Raw genomic sequence first — 19383 nt, forward strand, 5'->3', positions numbered from 1 at the left:
GTTTTTAGGTTTAGATATAAGCTTGCAGATTCTTATTTAATTATCTGCTGATTTTTTGGCCGGAGCTGGTACAACCGCATCTTCAATACGTATATCGGCACTTTGCTCAGCTTTTTTAGCTGGCGCAGGTGCAGAATCGTCAATCCTTATGTCGGCAATCGGTTCTTTTTTTGCCGGCTTGTCTTTAGTAACCACCGGCTTTGGAAATTTAACGTCCTTCGTTTTTTTTGTCAGTTTGTCTTTAGTGACAATCGGCGGCGGGAATTTAACATCCTGTTTTTTCGCCTGATCATCTTTAGTAATTACCGGTGGGGGATATTTTCCCTTACCTTTTTCTAACGGCGGCGGTGGTGGCGGCGGCAGGTTAGGTCGGCTTTTTCCATCGGGTTTTATCTGCGTCAGGGGCGGGGTAGGTGGTACAAGACCTTTTGCGCCTTTTTTTGGTTTAGCAGGTGGCGCGGGGGGTGGCGGTGGCGGAAGTTTCTTTGGTACAGTGTCTGTAACCAATACAGTAGCGGCATGGCCAATATTAATAAAACCATAGCTTTTGCTAAAGCCAAGTGTCGACTCGCAAAGCAGGCCTGCGCAAAGCGGCAATGCAATAAGGTATTTTAGCCTTGCTAAATTACCCGAACGTTTTTGATGCAACATGATAATTCTCTTTTTTAACAGGTTATAATTGAAAAATGAATGTGTAAACGATGGGCCGCTTATGCCATAAGCGTTGTTTACCAAAAAGCTGGAATAGGCTGTAGTGTCGGCTGCGGCTAAGGCTGTTTGATCGTCGGCAATATATTCATGGACAGACCGCAGGCTGTTTTGTAAAAAATACACGGTGGGGTTAAACCAGTTAATGATCTTTAGCAACTCCAATGCCATCACATCCGCCGAATGTTTTTGTCGGATATGTACCAGCTCATGCCTTTTTATCATTTCAGGCTCGGCGGCGTCTGTCCCTATAAAAAGGTACCGAAAGAAAGAAAACGCAGTGGTTGATCCTTCTAAACAGATCAGCGTATAATCTTTACTACTATAAGCGGGTTTTAAGCGGGCCAGTTTTTGTAACTGGTACAGCTTTACCATAAACTGCATAGTAAAAATTATAACACCGGTTAAGTAGCTGTACAACAATCCACTTTGCCATGAAAGTCGTTTTTCTGCTACAGGTATATCAATCGGGGCGCCTGCATTTATATAAACCGTCGGCTTTAAAAAGTCAAGTTGTATTAATGGTAAAACAAAGGCTATTGCGCATACAAACAGCAGGTACACCCGATTAAAGGTGTAATGTGTTTCTTTTTTTAACAATAAACAGTAGGCCAGGTAAAATACCCCCAGGTAAATGTTGGCCTCTGCCAGGTAATACAACCAGTTCATGTTATTTTTTTGATTTAAGGTCTTCAATTAGCTTGGTCAGCTCGTCAAGCTCTTTTATGCCCAGTTTTTTCTCGTTGGCGATAAAGGATACCAGGCTCTCGTACGAATTACTGAAATAATTACTCATCATCTTATCGAACGTGAATTTGCGGTACTGCGCCTCGGTGATCAGCGGGAAATACACATGCGAGTTGCCATAGGCTTTGTGATCAATAAATCCTTTGCCCTCTAACACCCGCACCACGGTTGATACGGTGTTATAAGCAGGTTTCGGCTCGTTCATTTTTTCGATGATGTCTTTTACAATGGCTTCGCCTAATTGCCATAGTATCTGCATGATCTGTTCTTCGGCTTTGGTTAATTCTTTAATTTTCATAGCAAACTATTTTTATAGTTAGATAAAGGTAGAACTATTTTTATAGTTTGCAAACTATTTTTGTAGTTTTTTTAAATAGTTGAAATTGAGAATAATGGAGCTTGATTTTTTATACCGCCCGCATCATTTGCAAACTGACGTATCTTATGATAAATTTACTTGATGAGTAAAAGACAATCTTTAGTTATTGGTGATATTTTGAGTTTTAAAGGAATAGACAAGAAATATAAAGCAATTATTTGCACTGGTATCTATAAAGATCACAACCCTCATTACTATGAATTTGCAGCAACAACTTATAGCGATGAAAATAAACCATCATTGGTAGACATAATCAATAGCAAATTTTATGGGGTGGGAAATAATAAGTCTTTTGATTATTCTAAACTCGAGTTAGATAATATGTGGAAGATTCATCCTGAAGTCAAACCATATTATATTGGATCTTATGGGTTTTTGATTTGGAAAAAAGATTTGAGGACATTTTATAGTGAACTTGAACTTGTAGGTAATATAAATATTGTTCATAACCTCGCACAAAATGGAAACGGATCTGTAAACGCGAGTAGTTTGAATTTTTTAAGAGATTTTTTTGCGTTCGATTCATTAAATATACTTCTTGAAAGAGGGCAGGAAACTTATCAAGTAAAATCCATCTTGTTAGGTGAATAGGTCTAATAAAAAACAAATTGCTAAAATTTATAGTAATATTTATACCTTAGTGGCACACAAACTTTATGTCACAACTTCATCAGATAGCCCTTACATTCTTAAAAAATATTGGTCATAGTATGGGTAAGGTATTGGTTAGCCATTTGGGCAGTGCCGAAGCCGTGTTTAACGCCTCGCCAAATAAATTATTGAGCATTCCCGGTGTGGGCGAGAAAACCATTCGCGAAATGAATTTTGATGAGGCCCTGCAAAAAGCTGCGGATGAATTGAAGTTTGTAGAGAAAAACGATATAAAGGTGCTGTTTTATACAGATGCCAGTTACCCCAAACGCTTAAAAAATTGTTTCGACTCGCCCATACTATTATATTATAAAGGTAATGCCGATCTGAACAACCGTAAGATTATAAGTATTGTTGGCACCCGTAACGCCACCGACTACGGCCGCCAGCTTTGCGAAGACCTGATTGCCGAATTACAGCCATACGATGTATTGGTAATGAGCGGCCTGGCACACGGCATAGACGTTATCGCGCATAAAGAAAGCCTTAAACATAAAGTAGCTACGGTAGGGGTACTGGGACATGGGCTCGACCGTGTATACCCGGCGGCAAACCGCACTACGGCAGATAAGATGCTGAACCATGGCGGGTTATTGACAGAATATCCATCAAACACCATCCCCGGCAGGGAAAACTTCCCCGAGCGTAACCGCATTGTTGCCGGCATGGCCGACGCTACTATAGTTATAGAAGCCAGCGTAAAAGGCGGTGCTTTGATCACTGCCGAAATAGCTAATTCTTATAACCGCGATGTTTTTGCTTTCCCCGGCAGGGTAGGCGATGTATATTCTGAAGGGTGCAACTTCTTGATCCGTAATAATAAGGCAGCTTTGCTAACCTGCGCCGCTGATCTGGCTTATAGCCTTGGATGGGAAAAACCCGATCATACTAAACCCGTAGAACAGTTTTTATTACCGCTTGACCTGTCGGCCGAGGAACGGACAATTTTTGACATTATACAACAACACAGCGCCCCGCTTGCTATTGATGACCTCACCATAAAAACAAACATGCCCATGAGCCAGCTGGCCATGAACCTGCTTAATATGGAAATGCAGGGGTTTATCAGGTCATTACCTGGTAAGATGTATAGGGTTAGCTGATTTTTTAGAGTTAAGAATCAAGAGTCAAGAAACAAGACATATTGGCCATGTTTTCTTAACTCTTGATTATTTTAAGGTCTTTTGGTTAACAGAATAAGGAGATAGCCGAGATCTTTAACAGGGAATATCTTGATTCTTGGCTCTTGCATCTTGATTCTTCAGTCTATCACGCTCTTCTTATCAGCCCCAATAATAAAGCTATAATTGCTATTACCAATAATACGTGGATGATGCCGCCGGCAGAGTAATAGAAGAACCCGAATGCCCAGCCTATAACAAGAATAACAGCGATAATGTATAACAAGCCTCTCATGATGTGTATGTTTTAGTTGTGAATAATATTATTATAATAACCAAAACCATTCCAAAAAGCCATAAAAGCAAAAAGCCTTGCATATACAAGGCTTTTTTATAGATCTTAAGTATTATTAATACTCGTCTTCGTTAAAAAAGAAGTCATCTTTTGTAGGGTAATCAGGCCATATTTCTTCAATATTTTCATACGGCTCACCATCATCCTCTAACGCTTGCAGGTTCTCTATCACCTCGACAGGTGCTCCTGAACGGATAGCGTAATCAATTAATTCGTCCTTAGTTGCCGGCCATGGTGCATCCTCCAGGTGAGATGCTAATTCAAGTGTCCAATACATATTTTTACTTTATATTTTAGTTAACTTATAGTGTTTAGATTTCCGCAAAAGTATAATATTTTTATATTGATAATCAATATATTTTTTTAATTTTTTTTAAGCCTCGGTATCCACTGATTCTCAGGGATTTTATGATCATTTGCAACTTTACGCCCCAGTGTGAATAGGTAATCGCTTAATCTGTTAAGATAAATAATTACCTTATCATCTACAACACTTTCTTCGGCTAAGTGTACAACCAAACGCTCTGCCCGGCGGCATACACAACGGGCTATATGGCAGTAAGATATGGTGTTGCTACCGCCCGGTAAAATAAAATGCTTTAGCGGTGGCAATGTTTCATTGATGGTATCCATTTCCTGTTCCAGCAGTTCAATATCGGTTAGGTCAAAATCCGGGATCACCATTTTAGATTTTTCGGGATCGGCCGCCAATGAAGAACCAATAGTGAACAGCCTGTCCTGGATCTCTTTTAAAAGATCTTTATCATGCGGGGCAAGATCCTGGTCGCGTATCAAACCTATATAACTGTTCAGTTCATCAACCGTACCGTAGCTGTCAATACGCAAGTGATGTTTGGGCACGCGCGTGCCGCCAATTAAAGAAGTAAAACCTTTATCGCCTGTTTTGGTATATATCTTCATAAAGTGCGAGGCAATTATATAAATATTGATTTAAACATAGTTATTATTTATGGGTTAATTAAACTTGCCTTTATCTTTACGGTCCATCATTAACTATACTATACATACGCTGTGAAACATATCATATTATCAACTAAAACTATTTTTCTGCTGGCTTCAACATTATTATTGTTAAGTTTTAAATGCGGCAATAAAGCCGTGCCTGCGGCAGATAAACCGGCACCGCCCGTCGCGTTCAATTTAATAACCGAGAAACAGTTTAATGATCTTTTCCCGCAGCGCGATCCTTTTTACACTTATCCCGCGTTTATCAAGGCCATAAAAGAGTTGGGTATGGTCAAGGTTAAAATTACCCGCCGCGCGGTATCTGTTTACCAGTTTATCCGTACAGACAAAACTACCGGCAAAGCCACTACCATAAGGCAGGATGTGGACTGGAACGAGGCTTGGGCCAAAGTAAAACCCGACAGCACCTACACCATTGACTATGGCGCCTTTTGTGCCGAAAGCGACCCGCTGACCAACAAAAAAGAATTGGCGGCCTTCTTCGCCAACGTGGCCCACGAAACCCGCCATGGCATGAACGGCAGCTACACCGACGGCCTGATGCTGAAACATGAGGACAATACATCATTAGATTATTTTGGCGACAGCGACGAGTACCCGCCGGTTAAGGGTAAAAAGTATTATGGCCGCGGCCCCATGCAGTTAAGCTATAATGGCAATTACGGCTACGCGTCTGACTGTATTTTTGGCGACCATAAAATATTACTGAATAATCCGGACCTGGTTACCACCGATCCGGTTGTCGCTTTTAAAGCTGCCATTTATTTCTGGATGACACCGCAAACCCACAAGCCATCGGCACATGACGTGATGATAGGTAAGTGGAAACCAAACGCCGCCGATAAAGCGGCAGGCCGCGCACCCGGATTTGGCATGGTAATAAACATTATTAACGGCGCGCTTGAATGTAACCTGGGCGAAAACAATGTAGGCATGGTTGACAGGATAGGCTTTTACCAGCACTTTTTAACCAAACTGGGTATAAGTGATGCCAATTGCGTATGCTCTTGTGCTAAGATGAAACATTATTAAGGATATCGAATTTCGGTCCCGATAGCTATCGGGATCAATTTCGAATTTATTTGGTCATTTTGAGCATGTTGTCTACCTTTAAAAAATACCGAAACCATCCATGGAAAACTACCTTTTTGATACTACCGGGCTTAACGCGGATACCATTGACCGGTTTAACGCAACCTACCAGGCTTTAAAAGAAGAATTTAACATACACCCTACGGGCCATATTGATTTTGACCTGCCGCAATTCAGGGCTTTTAGAAATTGTTTGGATGTTAACGTGCGCGGATCATTTGTGATAAAAAAGGATTGCGGCGATTCGTACATCCTGTTTGTTGAGGTGCATTTTAAAGTGGGCGATAAGTATATCAACCATCACCAGGAGTTCCAGATTTGGGGCTTAACCTACCTGAAAAATAATTTTGGGGGAGTGGTAATTCGCCGTGAAACGCTCACCGACAAGATCATGGAACTGATCCACCCGCATGAGCTGGATTTTGACGAAGACAAACCGTTCAGCAATACCTTTTATGTAGTGGTGAACGACCATGTAAAAGCAAGCTCATGTATGAACCGCGATTTCCGCAACGCGGTAATGGATATCCGCGACAACGATTTTATGATCGAGATCATTGACCATACCCTCATCATCGGCAATTATGACCCGATTGTGCCCGAAAAATCGATCCATATCGCCGAGTTTGTGGAGCGTTTGGCAGGGGCGTGTTAGTTACAGCGTAAACAACGCGTCATTGCGAGGAACGAAGCAATCTCTACGTAGGACATTAAAAAAGATAAGTTTACGCAAGATGTAAATACGGTGTTTAGAACAAATCGCTGACAATAATAATCATTTGAGCTAAGTGCATCGCAAGGTCCTCAAAGAGAGACCCTGCGGAAACGGAAATTAGAAATTACATAAATGTGAATGCTGTTTTTCAAGAATCAGCATATTTAAATATTACTATTTTTTTTCAATATCTGTTGCTATTTTGTTTATATCTGACAGCAATCCTTTAATATTTCCGTCTACAGCCTTAACAGCATCAGCTAAACCATTAGAACTATCGGAAAGAGATTTGAATAATTCCTTATTATATAAAAACTTTCCTATCCGCACTTTTTCAACAACTACTTTGTACATTTTATCTTTCACAGCAATATGACAATCGTAAGTTAGTTGCCAAGTTGTGCCTATTTTGCCTGCTTCTCCTAGACCGGAATTTACTTCAGTTAGCCTACTAAATGACACCTCCCCGGTTGTGAAATCATATGAACTTTGAAAGTGAGCATACGTGAAGTCCTTTATTTTTAAGAATAGAGCCTTTTTACTAAATGATGATATATAAGTCGTGTCATACTTATACTCCGATTTAACAGTATCAAACTTAATATGCTGTGCAAGTGATGTGATCGGCGTAAAGAAAAAAAATACAACTAAAAATTTCATTCCTGACATAGCTGCCTGTTTTAATAAATTAAATATTCATAAGTTTTTAACAATTTAAAAAACTAATTTAGAGAATGAGTCTCTACGAGAAACTCTGCGGAGACGATTAAGACTAATTAAAAATCTATTTTTCATTTCGCTGCGTGCAATGCTACCTTATTGCCTTCCGTATCTAAAAACACTGCAATAAGTCCGGCCGGTATTTTACTTTTTGGTGCGATGACCTTGCCGCCGGCTGGTTCTATTTTGTCTATTACCGTTTGTATTGACGGGCTTGCGTTCAAATAAATAAGCGGACCGTCCTGCCCCGGTTTGATCCGCGCTGATTTTACCAATGCGCCGGATAATATACCTGACAAAGCCATAATGGTATCAGGTTTACGCGGGAAGAAAACTGTTTGTTCTTCGGGTGTGTCCTTACCCATGGTTTCCATTGTAATGTCTAAAATGGTTTCATAAAATTTTCTTGCTCTTCGCATATCCTCAACCGGTATTTCAAACCAGGTAAGGGCGTTTGCATCAGCGCTTAATTTCTGTAGCATGGCCTTAGTTTATTTTATTGATCCAAATAATATAGGCATCCCAAAATTGTATAATGAGATCCTTAGTTTCTTGATCGGTTAGTTTACCCTCGCCGTTAAACTTATCAGAAGCTTTCCCTAAATAAAACTCAGGTTGTTGCATGGCGGGCATATCCAGGTAGGTTAGCACTTGCCGCAAATGATGCACAGCGCCGAATGCTCCTAACTGGTAAGGCGTACAACCTAAAACAGCAACCGGCTTGCTTTTCCACTTGCTTTGCCCTTCGGGACGTGAGCCCCAGTCGAGCGCGTTTTTTAACACGGGCGAATAAGAACGGTTATATTCGGGCGTTGCCAATAAAACGGCATCGGCTTGTTCAATGCTATTGTGTAATTGTTTAACCGCCTGTGGTAAATTGATTTCAAGGTCCTGATTAATTAAAGGTAACTGGCTAATATCAATTATATCAACCGTTACATCTTCCGGCGCGAGTTCTTTAAATGCCTTTATCAGTTTAGTGGTAAACGAATCTTTTCTTAAACTACCTGAAAATGCCGCTATTGTAATAGCCATAATGTATAGATCTTATACATTTTAAACAGGATATTATAAGTAAGGTTTGCGAAAATAGTATTTAGCGGATTACTTCAGCAGCTCCAGATCTTCCGGCGTATCAATAGCGTGTGTTTCCAATTCCGTTTCAGCAACCTTTATGCGGTAGCCGTTCTCCACCCAGCGCAGTTGTTCCAGGCTTTCGGCTTTTTCTAAGGCTGATATAGGTAGTTTGGTGATCTGCTGCAACACATCAGCGCGGTAACCATATATGCCGATATGCTTAAAATAAGTGTAAAACTCCAGCCAGTTCTGCGGCTCTTCGCCCCTGATATGTGGAACTGCCGAACGCGAGAAATAAACCGCTTCATCCATCTTATTGACAATGACCTTGGGTGAGTTAGGGTTATGCAATTCTTGCTCAGTTTTAACGCGCTTTATCAGAGTGGCTATCTGCACATCGGCTGAGTTAAAGCAGACGGCCAGTTTGGTGATCTGTTCGGGATCAATATAAGGTTCATCGCCCTGGATATTGATGATTACTTGGTATTGCGAACGTGCCAAAGCTACCTCCGCGCAACGGTCTGTGCCGCTCTGATGATCAGGTGCAGTCATTACCGCCACACCGCCAAAAGCAATTACGTGGTCGTAAATGCGGTCATCATCTGTAGCGACGATCACTTCGGTTAAATGATCGCATTTTTTGGCCTGCTCATAAACCCTTTGGATCATGCTCTTGCCGCCGATATCAACCAACGGCTTACCGGGAAAACGTGAAGATGCGTAACGTGCAGGTATTATCCCAAGTATCCTCATTGCTTAAAGGTAATAGTTTTAAAAGCTTTTAATGCTGATTGCTGATCTTCAGCTGAAAGATTCATGCCATTCATTTGAAAGTCAAACGTAGAAGAACGATCTTTTATGTAAATCCCGGTCATACCCTGTCCAATCTTTTTAGGGTAAATAGTTTTAATTAAAAATTTACCACTGGAATCAATTTTGATATGATGGCTGCTTGAATCAATATCTTTTAGGTCATTGGCGTAACCCCTACTGCTACAATCAAAAGACAAACTTACTTTAGGACCAACTATTTCGCCCACGAATGAATCTTCCTGATCTTGTGGTATAGTTAGCTTCCAATTTCCAGGTGCATTGATAGTAAACAATCTTGCATCAAGCTGCCTCCATCCTGCATTATTTGTGGATTTACATCCGTCAAAAAGTATGATAAATAACAAAGCAACTCTCCAGTTCATCGGGAGTAATATTAATAAGATATTAGAACAACCCGTTAATCTCTCTTTCAACCAACTGGATAATAGATGACAAATCCTCGGTATTATTGGCAAAATCAAGGTTGTCTTTATCCAGTATCAGCAGTTTGCCTAACTTATAGTTATTGATCCATTTGTCGTACTTCTCGTTCAGCTTTGAAAGGTAATCTATTCGGATACCTATTTCATACTCCCTGCCCCTGCGCTGAATATTGTTTACCAATGTAGGTACAGATGCTTTTAAATACACCAGCAGATCGGGTGGTTTGATATACTCGGTTATGTTGTCGAAAATAGACTCGTAGTTTTCGTAATCGCGGCTGGTCATCAGGCCCATATCATGCAGGTTCTCCGCAAAAATGTAAGCATCCTCATAAATAGTACGGTCCTGGATAATGTTACGACCGCTTTTCTGAATATCGATGATCTGGCGGTAACGGCTGTTCAAAAAGAAGATCTGCAGGTTAAAGCTCCAGCGCTTCATGTCGCTGTAAAAATCTTCCAGGTATGGATTATTATCAACAGCTTCATACAATGGATCCCAGCCATAATTCTTGGCCAGCAATTCGGTAAGCGTAGTTTTACCGGCTCCTATATTTCCTACAACGGCTATGTGCATTGGCTAAAGATATAATTAGAAAGTTAAATTTACAAGTCAAGGCCTGATTTACTATAGACCATTGGCTACGGACTATAGACTGCCTAAAAGCTCCTGAACCCTATTATTTCCCGTACTTCTTTAACAGTTTTAGCAGCACTTTCACGGGCTTTTTCGGCGCCGTGCCGGGCTACTTTACGCAGGTAATTGGCATTGTTGGCAATATCGTTTATCCGCTCGCGGATGGGTGTAGTGGCAATGATCACATCCTCGGCCAGTTGCTTTTTCAGGTCGCCATAGCGAATCTGCATTTTGTTGTACAGGTCGTCAAAATGGGTAATGGTATCAGCAGTTGAAACCACTTTCATCAGGTCGAACAGGTTCTGAATTTCTTCCGGCTTGGTTTGATTTTCGACAGTTGGGCCGCTATCGGTAACGGCGCGCTTTACTTTCTTGCGGATAACCTCTGGCGAATCTGACAGGAAAATAGCGTTGCCCTCACCTTCTGATTTACCCATTTTACCCTTACCGTCCAAACCTGGTATTTTCACCAGGTTCTTGCTGAAGCTAAACGCATAAGGCTCGGGGAAATAGTCGTGGTTATATAAGTGGTTAAACCGGTTGCCAAAGGTACGGGCCATCTCCAGGTGTTGCTCCTGGTCTTTACCTACAGGTACTTTTGTAGCACGGTGCAACAATATATCGGCAGTCATTAAAACCGGGTAGGTTAACAAGCCCGCATTCACGTTTTCAGGCTGCGCGCGTACTTTGTCTTTGAAAGATGTGCTGCGTTCCAGTTCGCCTAAATAGGCATTCATGTTCAGGTATAAATACAGCTCGGATGTTTCAGGAACGTCAGACTGCATATAAATTGTAGCTTGCTCAGGATCTATGCCTGCCGCAAGATACTCTACCAGTACCGTTTTAACGTTGTTATGTAAATTGGCTGGCGTAGGGTGCGTAGTTAACGAGTGCAGATCAGCAATAAAAAAATAGCAGTTATACTCGTGCTGCATTTTCACAAAATTCTGTATCGCGCCGTAATAATTACCTAAATGCAGGTTTCCGGTTGATCTGATACCACTAACAACAGTTTCCATAGCGGCGAAAGTAAGTATTTTTTATATTTTTGAAGACGATGAAAATACTTTTGAGGAAAGTGCACTGCTATTTATACATAGCTTCTGTTGCCTTAACTTATGCATTGGCTTTCCCGTTTTTATACCTGTTATCTCGTGATCAACGTAATTATAAATACATGAACGCCATAAGGCGCACATGGGGCTTTATAAGCTCGCTGCTGGTAGGTATACTATATAACTTTGATTATGAGCAACCCATAGACTGGAACAAAACTTACATTATTTGCCCCAATCATACATCAAACCTTGACATTACCGTCATGACCATATTGGTTAAAAACAATAACCATTGTTTTATGGGAAAGGACGAATTACTGAATAACTTTGTAACCCGCCTGTTCTTTAAAACTGTGGATATCCCGGTTAACCGGGATAGTAAAATGTCGTCATACCGTGCCTTTAAAAAGGCAGGCGAGGCATTAGCCGCCGGCATATCAGTGATCATATTTCCCGAGGGGCGCATCCCCCACCAATACCCGCCCGAGTTGCACGATTTTAAGAACGGGCCATTCCGCCTGGCTATCGACTTAAAAGTACCTATCATCCCAGTATCGTCAACCAACACATGGAAAGTTTTGTGGGATACCGGCCTTGACCATGGCAGCAAACCGGGTATTTGTAATATATTTGTACACAAACCTGTTGAAACAGCAAACTTAACCGTTGACGATGCCGATGCACTGCGCGACCATGTACACAGCATCATTAAACAGAAATTAGTATAACCATGAATATTGACAGCGAAACTGTAGATAAAATAGCCCACCTTGCCCGCCTTGAACTTGCCGAAACCGAAAAGCAGGAAATGATTGGCGATATGAACAAGATCCTTGATTTTATGGCCAAGTTGAACGAGATAGATACCGTTGGCGTTGAGCCGCTGGTCTACCTGTCTACTGAGGTAAACGTATTTAGGGACGACGTGGTTAAGCAGGAGATCACTGTTGCAGACGGCTTAAAGAACGCGCCTAAGCATGACGACAAGTACTTCCTTGTGGCTAAGGTGATCGGGTAATGATTAGTCCTAAGTCATCAGTCCATAGTCTTAAGTCGACTTAGAACTATAGACTAATGACTACAGACTTGTAACAAACATTCCGATCCGCTGTCAAAGCAATAAACTGCATGGAGCCATTAATCACCATTAAAAACATAGGACGCAAATACGTTATAGGTACTGAAGTAATTCACGCGCTTAAGGATGTATCGCTAACTATTAATAAAGGTGAGTTTGTGGCGCTGATGGGCCCGTCGGGCTCGGGTAAATCAACCCTGATGAATATTTTGGGTTGTTTGGATACTCCCACAAAAGGCGAGTATATCCTGAACGGCATTAATGTTAGCCACATGTCTGACAACCAGCTTGCCGAAGTGCGTAACTCTGAGATCGGCTTTGTTTTCCAGACGTTTAACTTACTACCCCGTAATACCGCTTTAGATAATGTGGCGTTGCCGCTGATCTATTCTGGTGTGAGTAAGGTAGACAGGCTGGCCCGCGCCGAGCAGGCGTTGAAAAATGTGGGCCTGGGTAACCGTATAGACCACCGGCCAAATGAGCTGTCGGGCGGGCAGCGCCAGCGTGTGGCGGTGGCACGTGCGCTGATCAATGATCCGTCAATTATCCTGGCCGACGAACCTACCGGTAACCTGGACACCAAGACATCTATCGAAATTATGAGTCTGATGGAAGATATACACGCCAAAGGCAACACCATTATATTAGTGACCCACGAAGAAGATATAGCTATGCACGCCCACCGCATAGTACGCATGCGCGACGGCCTGGTAGAGCGTGACTATATCAATACCAATGTGCAGATTGTTGACAGAAGCGGGATTGTGTAATGTTGTTTTGTTTCACGCGAGTGTGAAACAAATGAAACAGGTGAAACAAGTTTTTTGTTAAATTATTGACCTTCAGTTTTTAATTAGAACCTGTGAAACAAAATGAAACAAAGGATAATGATTCTGCCAACCACATGTACCTAATGGTAAATAACTTACCTGCAACTTGAGTTAAATAATGATTTATGAGTGGGCTGCTACTTTATCTTACTATACAAAGCCGCCACCTTACCCCTGCACTCATTAAGCAAAACAACCGCCTGGGTTAAATTATCAATTACCTTATGCCTAAATGCTTTGCGGCGGCGGTTTTGAGCAACTTGTCTTAACAGCTCATCGTTTTCATAAATGCGGAAGTTAAGGTTGCTGTATATATCCTCGGCGTTAAAAGCAGGTATTCGCAGATTGTTTACCAATGGACGGTTATCCAGTAAGATCTTTTTAAGGCCGCTCACGTCGTCTTGCATAATACGGTATGTATTTGGGAAATGGTGGTCCTTAAACCCGTCACGATTGATCAGGCTGATCAGGTTATTTTGGTTAACGATGAGTATGCCTACTTTTTTATTGAAACTTACGGCCATGGTTTTAAAACTTTCGCGGTCAGACCTGTGGACGATCAGGTCGGCATTGTCCGTAAGTTTTGAGAATAATTTAGATACCATGTTTAAAGAGTACAGGTAGCTTTGGTATTCGTCACGGCGTTTCGGAAGGGCAAAATTTGTTTCGACAATGAATAGAAATATAAATGCAAGCAGTATTTTTTTCATGTTATGAATAGCTTAATAATTATGTACAAAGGAAAAAATCCTTTTTTTGTTTAAAAAAATGCGGTTAGCGCTTAGTAGTCAACGCCTTTTCCACAATTGCATTTTCTTAGTTTAAAGCCCAAAAATATTCTTACTTTTGTATCCCGTACACAAACAATTAGTGGCGCTTAAAAACCGCTGCCAATTTCAAAAAAAATCATGACTAAATACATATTTGTTACGGGCGGTGTTACCTCTTCGTTAGGAAAAGGAATTATCTCGGCTTCCCTGGCCAAACTACTTCAATCGCGCGGATACAGCGTAACCATTCAAAAGTTCGACCCTTATATTAACATTGATCCGGGAACGTTGAACCCTTATGAGCATGGCGAATGCTATGTTACCGAAGATGGCGCAGAAACAGATCTTGACCTTGGCCATTACGAGCGTTTTTTAAATACCCCAACATCGCAGGCAAATAACATTACTACCGGTCGTATTTATCAGAATGTAATCAACAAAGAACGCGAAGGCGCTTTTTTAGGAAAAACCGTACAGGTAGTTCCGCATATTACCGACGAGATAAAAAGAAACTTCCGCATACTGGGTGAAGACGGCAAATATGATATCGTAATAACCGAATTAGGTGGTACCGTGGGCGACATCGAATCATTACCATACATTGAGGCTGTAAGGCAATTCAGGTGGGAGGTAGGTTCAGGTAATTCATTGGTGATTCACCTGACGCTGATCCCGTTCCTGGCTGCTGCGGGCGAGTTAAAAACCAAACCTACTCAGCACTCGGTTAAAATGTTGTTAGAGTATGGTATCCAGCCGGATATACTGGTTTGCCGTACAGAGCACCATTTAACCATGGATATCCGCAAAAAAATTGCATTATTCTGTAACGTTAACATCAATGCAGTAGTCGAATCAATCGACGCGCCATCTATTTATGACGTGCCATTGCTGATGTTAAAAGAACAATTAGATAAAACAGTACTAACCAAATTAAAACTACCGCATAAGGTTGAACCGCATTTAGAAAGCTGGAAAGACTTTTTGGGCCGTTTAAAAAACCCAACATCCGAAGTAAGGATAGGCCTGGTTGGTAAGTATGTGGAGCTGCCGGATGCTTATAAATCTATCATCGAATCATTTATTCATGCAGGCGCAAAAAACGAATGCAAGGTACAGGTAAAATATATCCCCTCAGAAGAGCTTACACCGGGTAACGCCGTTGATAAACTGATAGGGCTGCATGGTGTGTTAGTAGCGCCGGGCTTTGGTGAGCGTGGTTTCGAGGGTAAGATAGAAGCGATCCGTTACGTACGCGAAAACAATATTCCGTTTTTTGGTATCTGTCTGGGTATGCAATGTGCCGTTGTTGAATATGGCCGTAATGTTTTAGGCCTTAAAGATGCCAGTAGTACAGAAATGAACCCTGAAACACCTAACCCGGTTATCGCCATGATGGAGGAGCAGAAAAAGGTGGTAAACAAAGGTGGTACTATGCGTTTAGGATCATACGCCTGCGATATTAAAAAAGGAACAAAGGCTTTTGCCATATACGGACAACAGCATATCACCGAGCGCCACCGTCACCGTTATGAGTTTAACAACGAGTACCTGAAACAATATGAGGCCGCCGGTTTGATCCCCTCAGGCTTTAACCCTGAGAATAACCTTGTTGAGATCGTAGAGCTTAAAAACCATCCGTTTTTTGTGGGCGCGCAGTTTCACCCCGAATTAAAATCAACAGTTGCTAATCCGCACCCACTTTTTATTAACTTTGTCGCCGCTTCGATGGCTTATGCCCGTAAGAAATAGTTAATTGAGTACGATACGATAGAAATGGATAGAAATACGTTTACAGGATTATTCCTGATCATGATCATTATTGCCGGTTCTGTTTGGTTGTTAAAACCAACTCCCGAGCAGATCGCAAAAGAAAAAGCAGTACAACACCAGGATTCACTAAAAAGGGCGGGCATAAAAGCACCTGCCGCTACTACCACAATTGATACCGGAAAAATAGCTAATAAACCGGTTGATTCGGCCGCGCTGAAAAGCCCCTTTGGCGCTACATTGAACGGCAGCGAAAAACTGATAACCATTGAGAATGCCGATCTGCGTGTAAAATTAACTACCCGTGGCGGCCGCATCTATTCTGTCGAACTAAAAAACTATAAAACGTTTGATAAAAAACCGCTGGTATTATTTGACGGCGACCAAAATAAATTTGGGTTTAGCTTTGCCGCGGGCGTCTCTAACGTAAATACTAACGAAAGATATTTTACGCCAAGTGCCGCAGGTTTACAGGTTACCGGTAAAGATTCATCGTCTATTACCATGCGTTTAAGCTACAGCCCTACGCAGTATATTGATTATATATACAGTCTGCAAGGCGAGGGCTACAAAGTTGGCTTAACCATTAAAGCTATCGGCTTAGACAACGTTATTGCAAATAGCAGCAGCATTAATCTTAACTGGGAGAGTAACCTGCTCAGGTTAGAGAAAAGTATCGTGCTTGATCGTACTTACAGCTATATCGGCTATTATAATACAGATAAGGATTATGACTATTTCGGTGATACGAAAGATGATCAGAAAGACATCGCTGATAAAAAATTGCAGTGGGTATCATTTAAACAGCATTTCTTTTCAAGCGTATTGTTAACTAAAGACGGCTTTGCAAAATCAAGTCTTTCTGTTAGCACCGATACCTCAAATCATACGGATATCAAGACCTTAAAAGCTAACTTAACCTTAGCCCGCAGTAGCGACGGTACTTTCCCGCTTGATTTTTACTTTAGCCCTAACCAGTATAAAACTCTGGCAGCCGAGGGTAATGGTTTTGAAAAACAAATTAACCTGGGCTGGGGCCCGTTAAAATACATCAACCGCGTTGCGGTAATCCCGGTATTTAATGTGCTGACCCAATTTAACTGGAACTATGGGTTTATCATCCTTGCGTTAACAGTTATCCTGAAATTGGTTTTATCGCCGCTTACCTACAAGTCATACTTATCAATGGCTAAGATGCGCGTATTAAAGCCGGAAATGGATGAGATAAAAGCAAAGGTTGGCGAAGATAACCCTACACTATTACAACAAGAATATCTTAAGTTATATAAAAAAGCCGGTGTAAACCCATTAGGTGGTTGTTTGCCGTTATTGCTGCAAATGCCGATAGTTATCGCGTTCTTCCGGTTTTTCCCGGGCTTGTTTGAGCTGCGCGGTCAGGGCTTTTTATGGATGCATGACTTGTCTACTTATGACTCTATTGTAAACTTTGGCTTTAGCGTTCCGTTTTTGGGCGACCACTTAAGTTTAATGTGTTTACTGATGACGGTATCTACATTGATCTATACTTATTTTAACAACCAGATCTCGGGTGTAAGTGGGCAGATGAAATATATCGGTTATATCACCCCGATCATCTTCCTGGGCGCATTGAACGGTTATCCGGCAGGTTTGAACTACTATTACTTCCTGGCTAACATGTTTACTTTCTTACAACAATACATTATCCGTTTAATGGTTGACGACAAGAAGATCCACGCGCAGATCCAGGAAAACAAAAAGAAACCTGAAGATGCTAAAAAGAAGAAATCAGGCTTCGCCGCTAAAATGGAAGAGATGATGCGCCAGCAGCAACAATTGCAGGCTAAGAAGGAGAAATAGAGATTAGTGATTAAAGATTAGAGATCAGGCCCGCATTATTGTGGGCCTTTTTTTGTTTTTTTATTCTGACTGTCATTTCGACCAACGGGAGAAATCTATACAAGACAGGCGGTAAAGCAGTGTATAGATTTCTCACTCGTTCCTCGTTTCGAAATAACAATCTGTTTTTTTAATTTAACTAAAAAAATTAGCAGAACTTTTTTACATTTACATCTATGTATGCAATTGTAGATATTGAGACCACGGGAGGGCATGCCAGCGCAAACGATATAACCGAAATTGCAATTTGCCTGCATGACGGCAAAAAAGTAACCAAGCGTTTTAGTACCCTTGTAAATCCCCGCAGGGAAATACCTATATACATACGTGCCCTAACGGGCATTACTAATGAAATGGTTGCCGAAGCGCCGCCTTTTGAGGATGTAGCCGCCGATATTTACCACTTACTGCATGGCAAGATCTTTATTGCGCATAATGTAAATTTCGATTACTCTTTTGTACGCTACCACCTGGCCGCTGCCGGGTATGATCTGCAATGTAATAAACTATGTACAGTAAGGCTGGGCCGTAAGATCCTGCCGGGATTACCGTCATATAGCCTGGGTAAGCTTTGCCGGCACCTGGGCATTGATAACGAAAGCCGCCACCGTGCCATGGGCGATGCCGACGCCACCGCCGAATTGTTTAGCCTGTTACTACGCAATGATAAGAACGACCACATTAAACAGGCTTTAAAGCAAAACTCTAAGGAACAGGTATTGCCACCTCATTTACCCAAGAAAGCAGTCTTAGAGTTGCCAAATACGCCCGGTGTGTATTACTTTCATGACCACAAAGGCAAGGTGATCTACGTAGGTAAGGCCAAGAACATCAGGAAACGTGTGACCAGCCATTTTACCGGCAATAATCCCGGCTTGCAGCGACAGGAGTTTTTGCGCAATATCCATCAGATAACCCACCAGGTTTGCGGTACCGAACTGATAGCTTTGGTACTGGAGGCTGTTGAGATAAAGCGTTTATGGCCTAAATACAACCGCTCGTTAAAACGATTTGAACATGCCTATGGCCTCTATATGTTCGAAGATCAGCGCGGCTATATGCGTTTGGCTGTTGATAAACATCGCAAATACACCGGCGCCTTATATACATGCAATACCATGTTGGAAGGCAGATCGATATTAAACCAACTGATAGAAACTTTTGAACTTTGCCCAAAGCTTTGTTTCATCCAGAACAATACAGAGCCCTGTACAGGCACAGGGCAGGACCGGTGCGCCTGCACAGGCATTGAAACCGCAGAAACATACAACCAAAAAGTTGAACTGGCTATAGCCGAACTGCACAAGGCCCTGCCAACTTTTGCCATTCGCGACGAGGGCAGAACGGATGACGAGCATAGCTGTATCCTGGTAGAGAAGGGCAAGTTTTACGGTATGGGCTATGTATCGCATTATTTCCAGGTAGAAAACTTGCAGCAGCTTAAAAACTACATCACGCCATACCCGGGTAATGATTACATTAAAAATATAGTGGCTAATTACGCCGAAAAGTTCCCGCAGCGAAAGGTGGAGTTTGCATAAGCGAAGCGGGAACTTA

23 protein-coding genes are annotated in these 19383 nt (G+C 41.8%); 10 read left to right on the forward strand and 13 right to left on the reverse strand.

What is annotated here, in order from left to right; genetic code table 11:
* Window positions 1-36 precede the first annotated feature (36 nt).
* Together FO440_RS24985 and FO440_RS12675 are read right to left on the reverse strand one after the other, a co-directional pair.
* Window positions 37-1377, reverse strand: a complete 1341-nt coding sequence (locus FO440_RS24985; protein WP_144248636.1) for a M56 family metallopeptidase — start codon at window positions 1375-1377, stop codon at window positions 37-39.
* Window position 1378: 1 nt separating this feature from the next.
* A complete protein-coding gene (locus tag FO440_RS12675; protein WP_144248637.1) occupies window positions 1379-1753 on the reverse strand; it encodes a BlaI/MecI/CopY family transcriptional regulator in 375 nt (124 codons plus the stop codon).
* A gap of 162 nt (window positions 1754-1915) precedes the next feature.
* Here FO440_RS12675 and FO440_RS12680 point away from each other — a divergent pair, with 162 nt between their 5' ends.
* Window positions 1916-2425 carry a hypothetical protein gene (locus FO440_RS12680; RefSeq protein WP_144248638.1) on the forward strand — a complete coding sequence of 170 codons (510 nt, stop codon included), beginning with the start codon at window positions 1916-1918 and terminating at the stop codon, window positions 2423-2425.
* A gap of 65 nt (window positions 2426-2490) precedes the next feature.
* Entirely contained in the window at window positions 2491-3588 is a 1098-nt protein-coding gene (gene dprA, locus FO440_RS12685; protein WP_144248639.1) for a DNA-processing protein DprA, read from the forward strand.
* A gap of 166 nt (window positions 3589-3754) precedes the next feature.
* On the opposite strand, the gene FO440_RS12690 is transcribed toward dprA, so the two are convergent.
* The 3 genes from FO440_RS12690 to FO440_RS12700 form a co-directional block, all read right to left on the reverse strand.
* Entirely contained in the window at window positions 3755-3901 is a 147-nt protein-coding gene (locus tag FO440_RS12690; RefSeq protein WP_144248640.1) for a lmo0937 family membrane protein, read from the reverse strand.
* A gap of 115 nt (window positions 3902-4016) precedes the next feature.
* Window positions 4017-4238, reverse strand: a complete 222-nt coding sequence (locus FO440_RS12695) for a DUF2795 domain-containing protein (protein WP_002996718.1) — start codon at window positions 4236-4238, stop codon at window positions 4017-4019.
* A gap of 86 nt (window positions 4239-4324) precedes the next feature.
* Window positions 4325-4882, reverse strand: a complete 558-nt coding sequence (locus tag FO440_RS12700) for a cob(I)yrinic acid a,c-diamide adenosyltransferase (RefSeq protein WP_144248641.1) — start codon at window positions 4880-4882, stop codon at window positions 4325-4327.
* A gap of 111 nt (window positions 4883-4993) precedes the next feature.
* Between FO440_RS12700 and FO440_RS12705 the strand changes: the two genes are divergently transcribed.
* Window positions 4994-5980, forward strand: a complete 987-nt coding sequence (locus FO440_RS12705; RefSeq protein WP_144248642.1) for a chitinase — start codon at window positions 4994-4996, stop codon at window positions 5978-5980.
* Between the two features lie 100 nt (window positions 5981-6080).
* Complete coding sequence (locus FO440_RS12710) at window positions 6081-6695, forward strand: hypothetical protein (protein ID WP_144248643.1); 615 nt, start codon at window positions 6081-6083, stop codon at window positions 6693-6695.
* Window positions 6696-6929: 234 nt separating this feature from the next.
* Here the strand turns inward: FO440_RS12710 and FO440_RS12715 are convergent, their stop codons facing one another.
* The 7 genes from FO440_RS12715 to trpS form a co-directional block, all read right to left on the reverse strand.
* On the reverse strand, window positions 6930-7424 hold the full coding sequence (locus FO440_RS12715; RefSeq protein ID WP_144248644.1) for a hypothetical protein: 495 nt from the start codon (window positions 7422-7424) through the stop codon (window positions 6930-6932).
* 122 nt (window positions 7425-7546) lie between these two features.
* A complete protein-coding gene (locus FO440_RS12720; RefSeq protein WP_144248645.1) occupies window positions 7547-7957 on the reverse strand; it encodes a VOC family protein in 411 nt (136 codons plus the stop codon).
* Between the two features lie 4 nt (window positions 7958-7961).
* Complete coding sequence (locus FO440_RS12725) at window positions 7962-8510, reverse strand: NADPH-dependent FMN reductase (protein WP_144248646.1); 549 nt, start codon at window positions 8508-8510, stop codon at window positions 7962-7964.
* 69 nt (window positions 8511-8579) lie between these two features.
* Window positions 8580-9305: a 3-deoxy-manno-octulosonate cytidylyltransferase gene (gene kdsB, locus FO440_RS12730; RefSeq protein ID WP_144248647.1), complete on the reverse strand. Its 726-nt coding sequence runs from the start codon at window positions 9303-9305 to the stop codon at window positions 8580-8582.
* Window positions 9302-9748, reverse strand: coding sequence for a hypothetical protein (locus FO440_RS12735; RefSeq protein WP_144248648.1), 447 nt, complete (start codon window positions 9746-9748; stop codon window positions 9302-9304). Before FO440_RS12735 ends, kdsB begins: the two co-directional genes overlap by 4 nt.
* A gap of 22 nt (window positions 9749-9770) precedes the next feature.
* Complete coding sequence (locus FO440_RS12740) at window positions 9771-10385, reverse strand: deoxynucleoside kinase (protein ID WP_144248649.1); 615 nt, start codon at window positions 10383-10385, stop codon at window positions 9771-9773.
* An 83-nt stretch (window positions 10386-10468) separates the two neighbouring features.
* A complete protein-coding gene (trpS, locus tag FO440_RS12745) occupies window positions 10469-11464 on the reverse strand; it encodes a tryptophan--tRNA ligase (protein WP_144248650.1) in 996 nt (331 codons plus the stop codon).
* A gap of 38 nt (window positions 11465-11502) precedes the next feature.
* On the opposite strand from trpS, the gene FO440_RS12750 reads away from it, so the two are divergent.
* The 3 genes from FO440_RS12750 to FO440_RS12760 all read left to right on the forward strand — a co-directional run bounded on the left by FO440_RS12750 (window position 11503) and on the right by FO440_RS12760 (window position 13351).
* Entirely contained in the window at window positions 11503-12231 is a 729-nt protein-coding gene (locus FO440_RS12750) for a lysophospholipid acyltransferase family protein (protein WP_144248651.1), read from the forward strand.
* Between the two features lie 2 nt (window positions 12232-12233).
* Complete coding sequence (gene gatC / locus FO440_RS12755) at window positions 12234-12521, forward strand: Asp-tRNA(Asn)/Glu-tRNA(Gln) amidotransferase subunit GatC (protein WP_144248652.1); 288 nt, start codon at window positions 12234-12236, stop codon at window positions 12519-12521.
* A gap of 110 nt (window positions 12522-12631) precedes the next feature.
* Window positions 12632-13351 carry an ABC transporter ATP-binding protein gene (locus tag FO440_RS12760; protein WP_144248653.1) on the forward strand — a complete coding sequence of 240 codons (720 nt, stop codon included), beginning with the start codon at window positions 12632-12634 and terminating at the stop codon, window positions 13349-13351.
* A 197-nt stretch (window positions 13352-13548) separates the two neighbouring features.
* On the opposite strand, the gene FO440_RS12765 is transcribed toward FO440_RS12760, so the two are convergent.
* Window positions 13549-14121, reverse strand: a complete 573-nt coding sequence (locus FO440_RS12765; RefSeq protein WP_144248654.1) for a hypothetical protein — start codon at window positions 14119-14121, stop codon at window positions 13549-13551.
* 198 nt (window positions 14122-14319) lie between these two features.
* Between FO440_RS12765 and FO440_RS12770 the strand changes: the two genes are divergently transcribed.
* The 3 genes from FO440_RS12770 to FO440_RS12780 all read left to right on the forward strand — a co-directional run bounded on the left by FO440_RS12770 (window position 14320) and on the right by FO440_RS12780 (window position 19367).
* Entirely contained in the window at window positions 14320-15930 is a 1611-nt protein-coding gene (locus FO440_RS12770; RefSeq protein ID WP_144248655.1) for a CTP synthase, read from the forward strand.
* Window positions 15931-15954: 24 nt separating this feature from the next.
* Window positions 15955-17787: a membrane protein insertase YidC gene (yidC, locus tag FO440_RS12775; RefSeq protein ID WP_144248656.1), complete on the forward strand. Its 1833-nt coding sequence runs from the start codon at window positions 15955-15957 to the stop codon at window positions 17785-17787.
* Between the two features lie 215 nt (window positions 17788-18002).
* Window positions 18003-19367, forward strand: coding sequence for an exonuclease domain-containing protein (locus FO440_RS12780; RefSeq protein ID WP_144248657.1), 1365 nt, complete (start codon window positions 18003-18005; stop codon window positions 19365-19367).
* The last annotated feature ends 16 nt before the right edge of the window (window positions 19368-19383 follow it).

It is taken from the genome of Mucilaginibacter corticis, assembly GCF_007558865.1.
Lineage (GTDB): Bacteria > Bacteroidota > Bacteroidia > Sphingobacteriales > Sphingobacteriaceae > Mucilaginibacter > Mucilaginibacter corticis.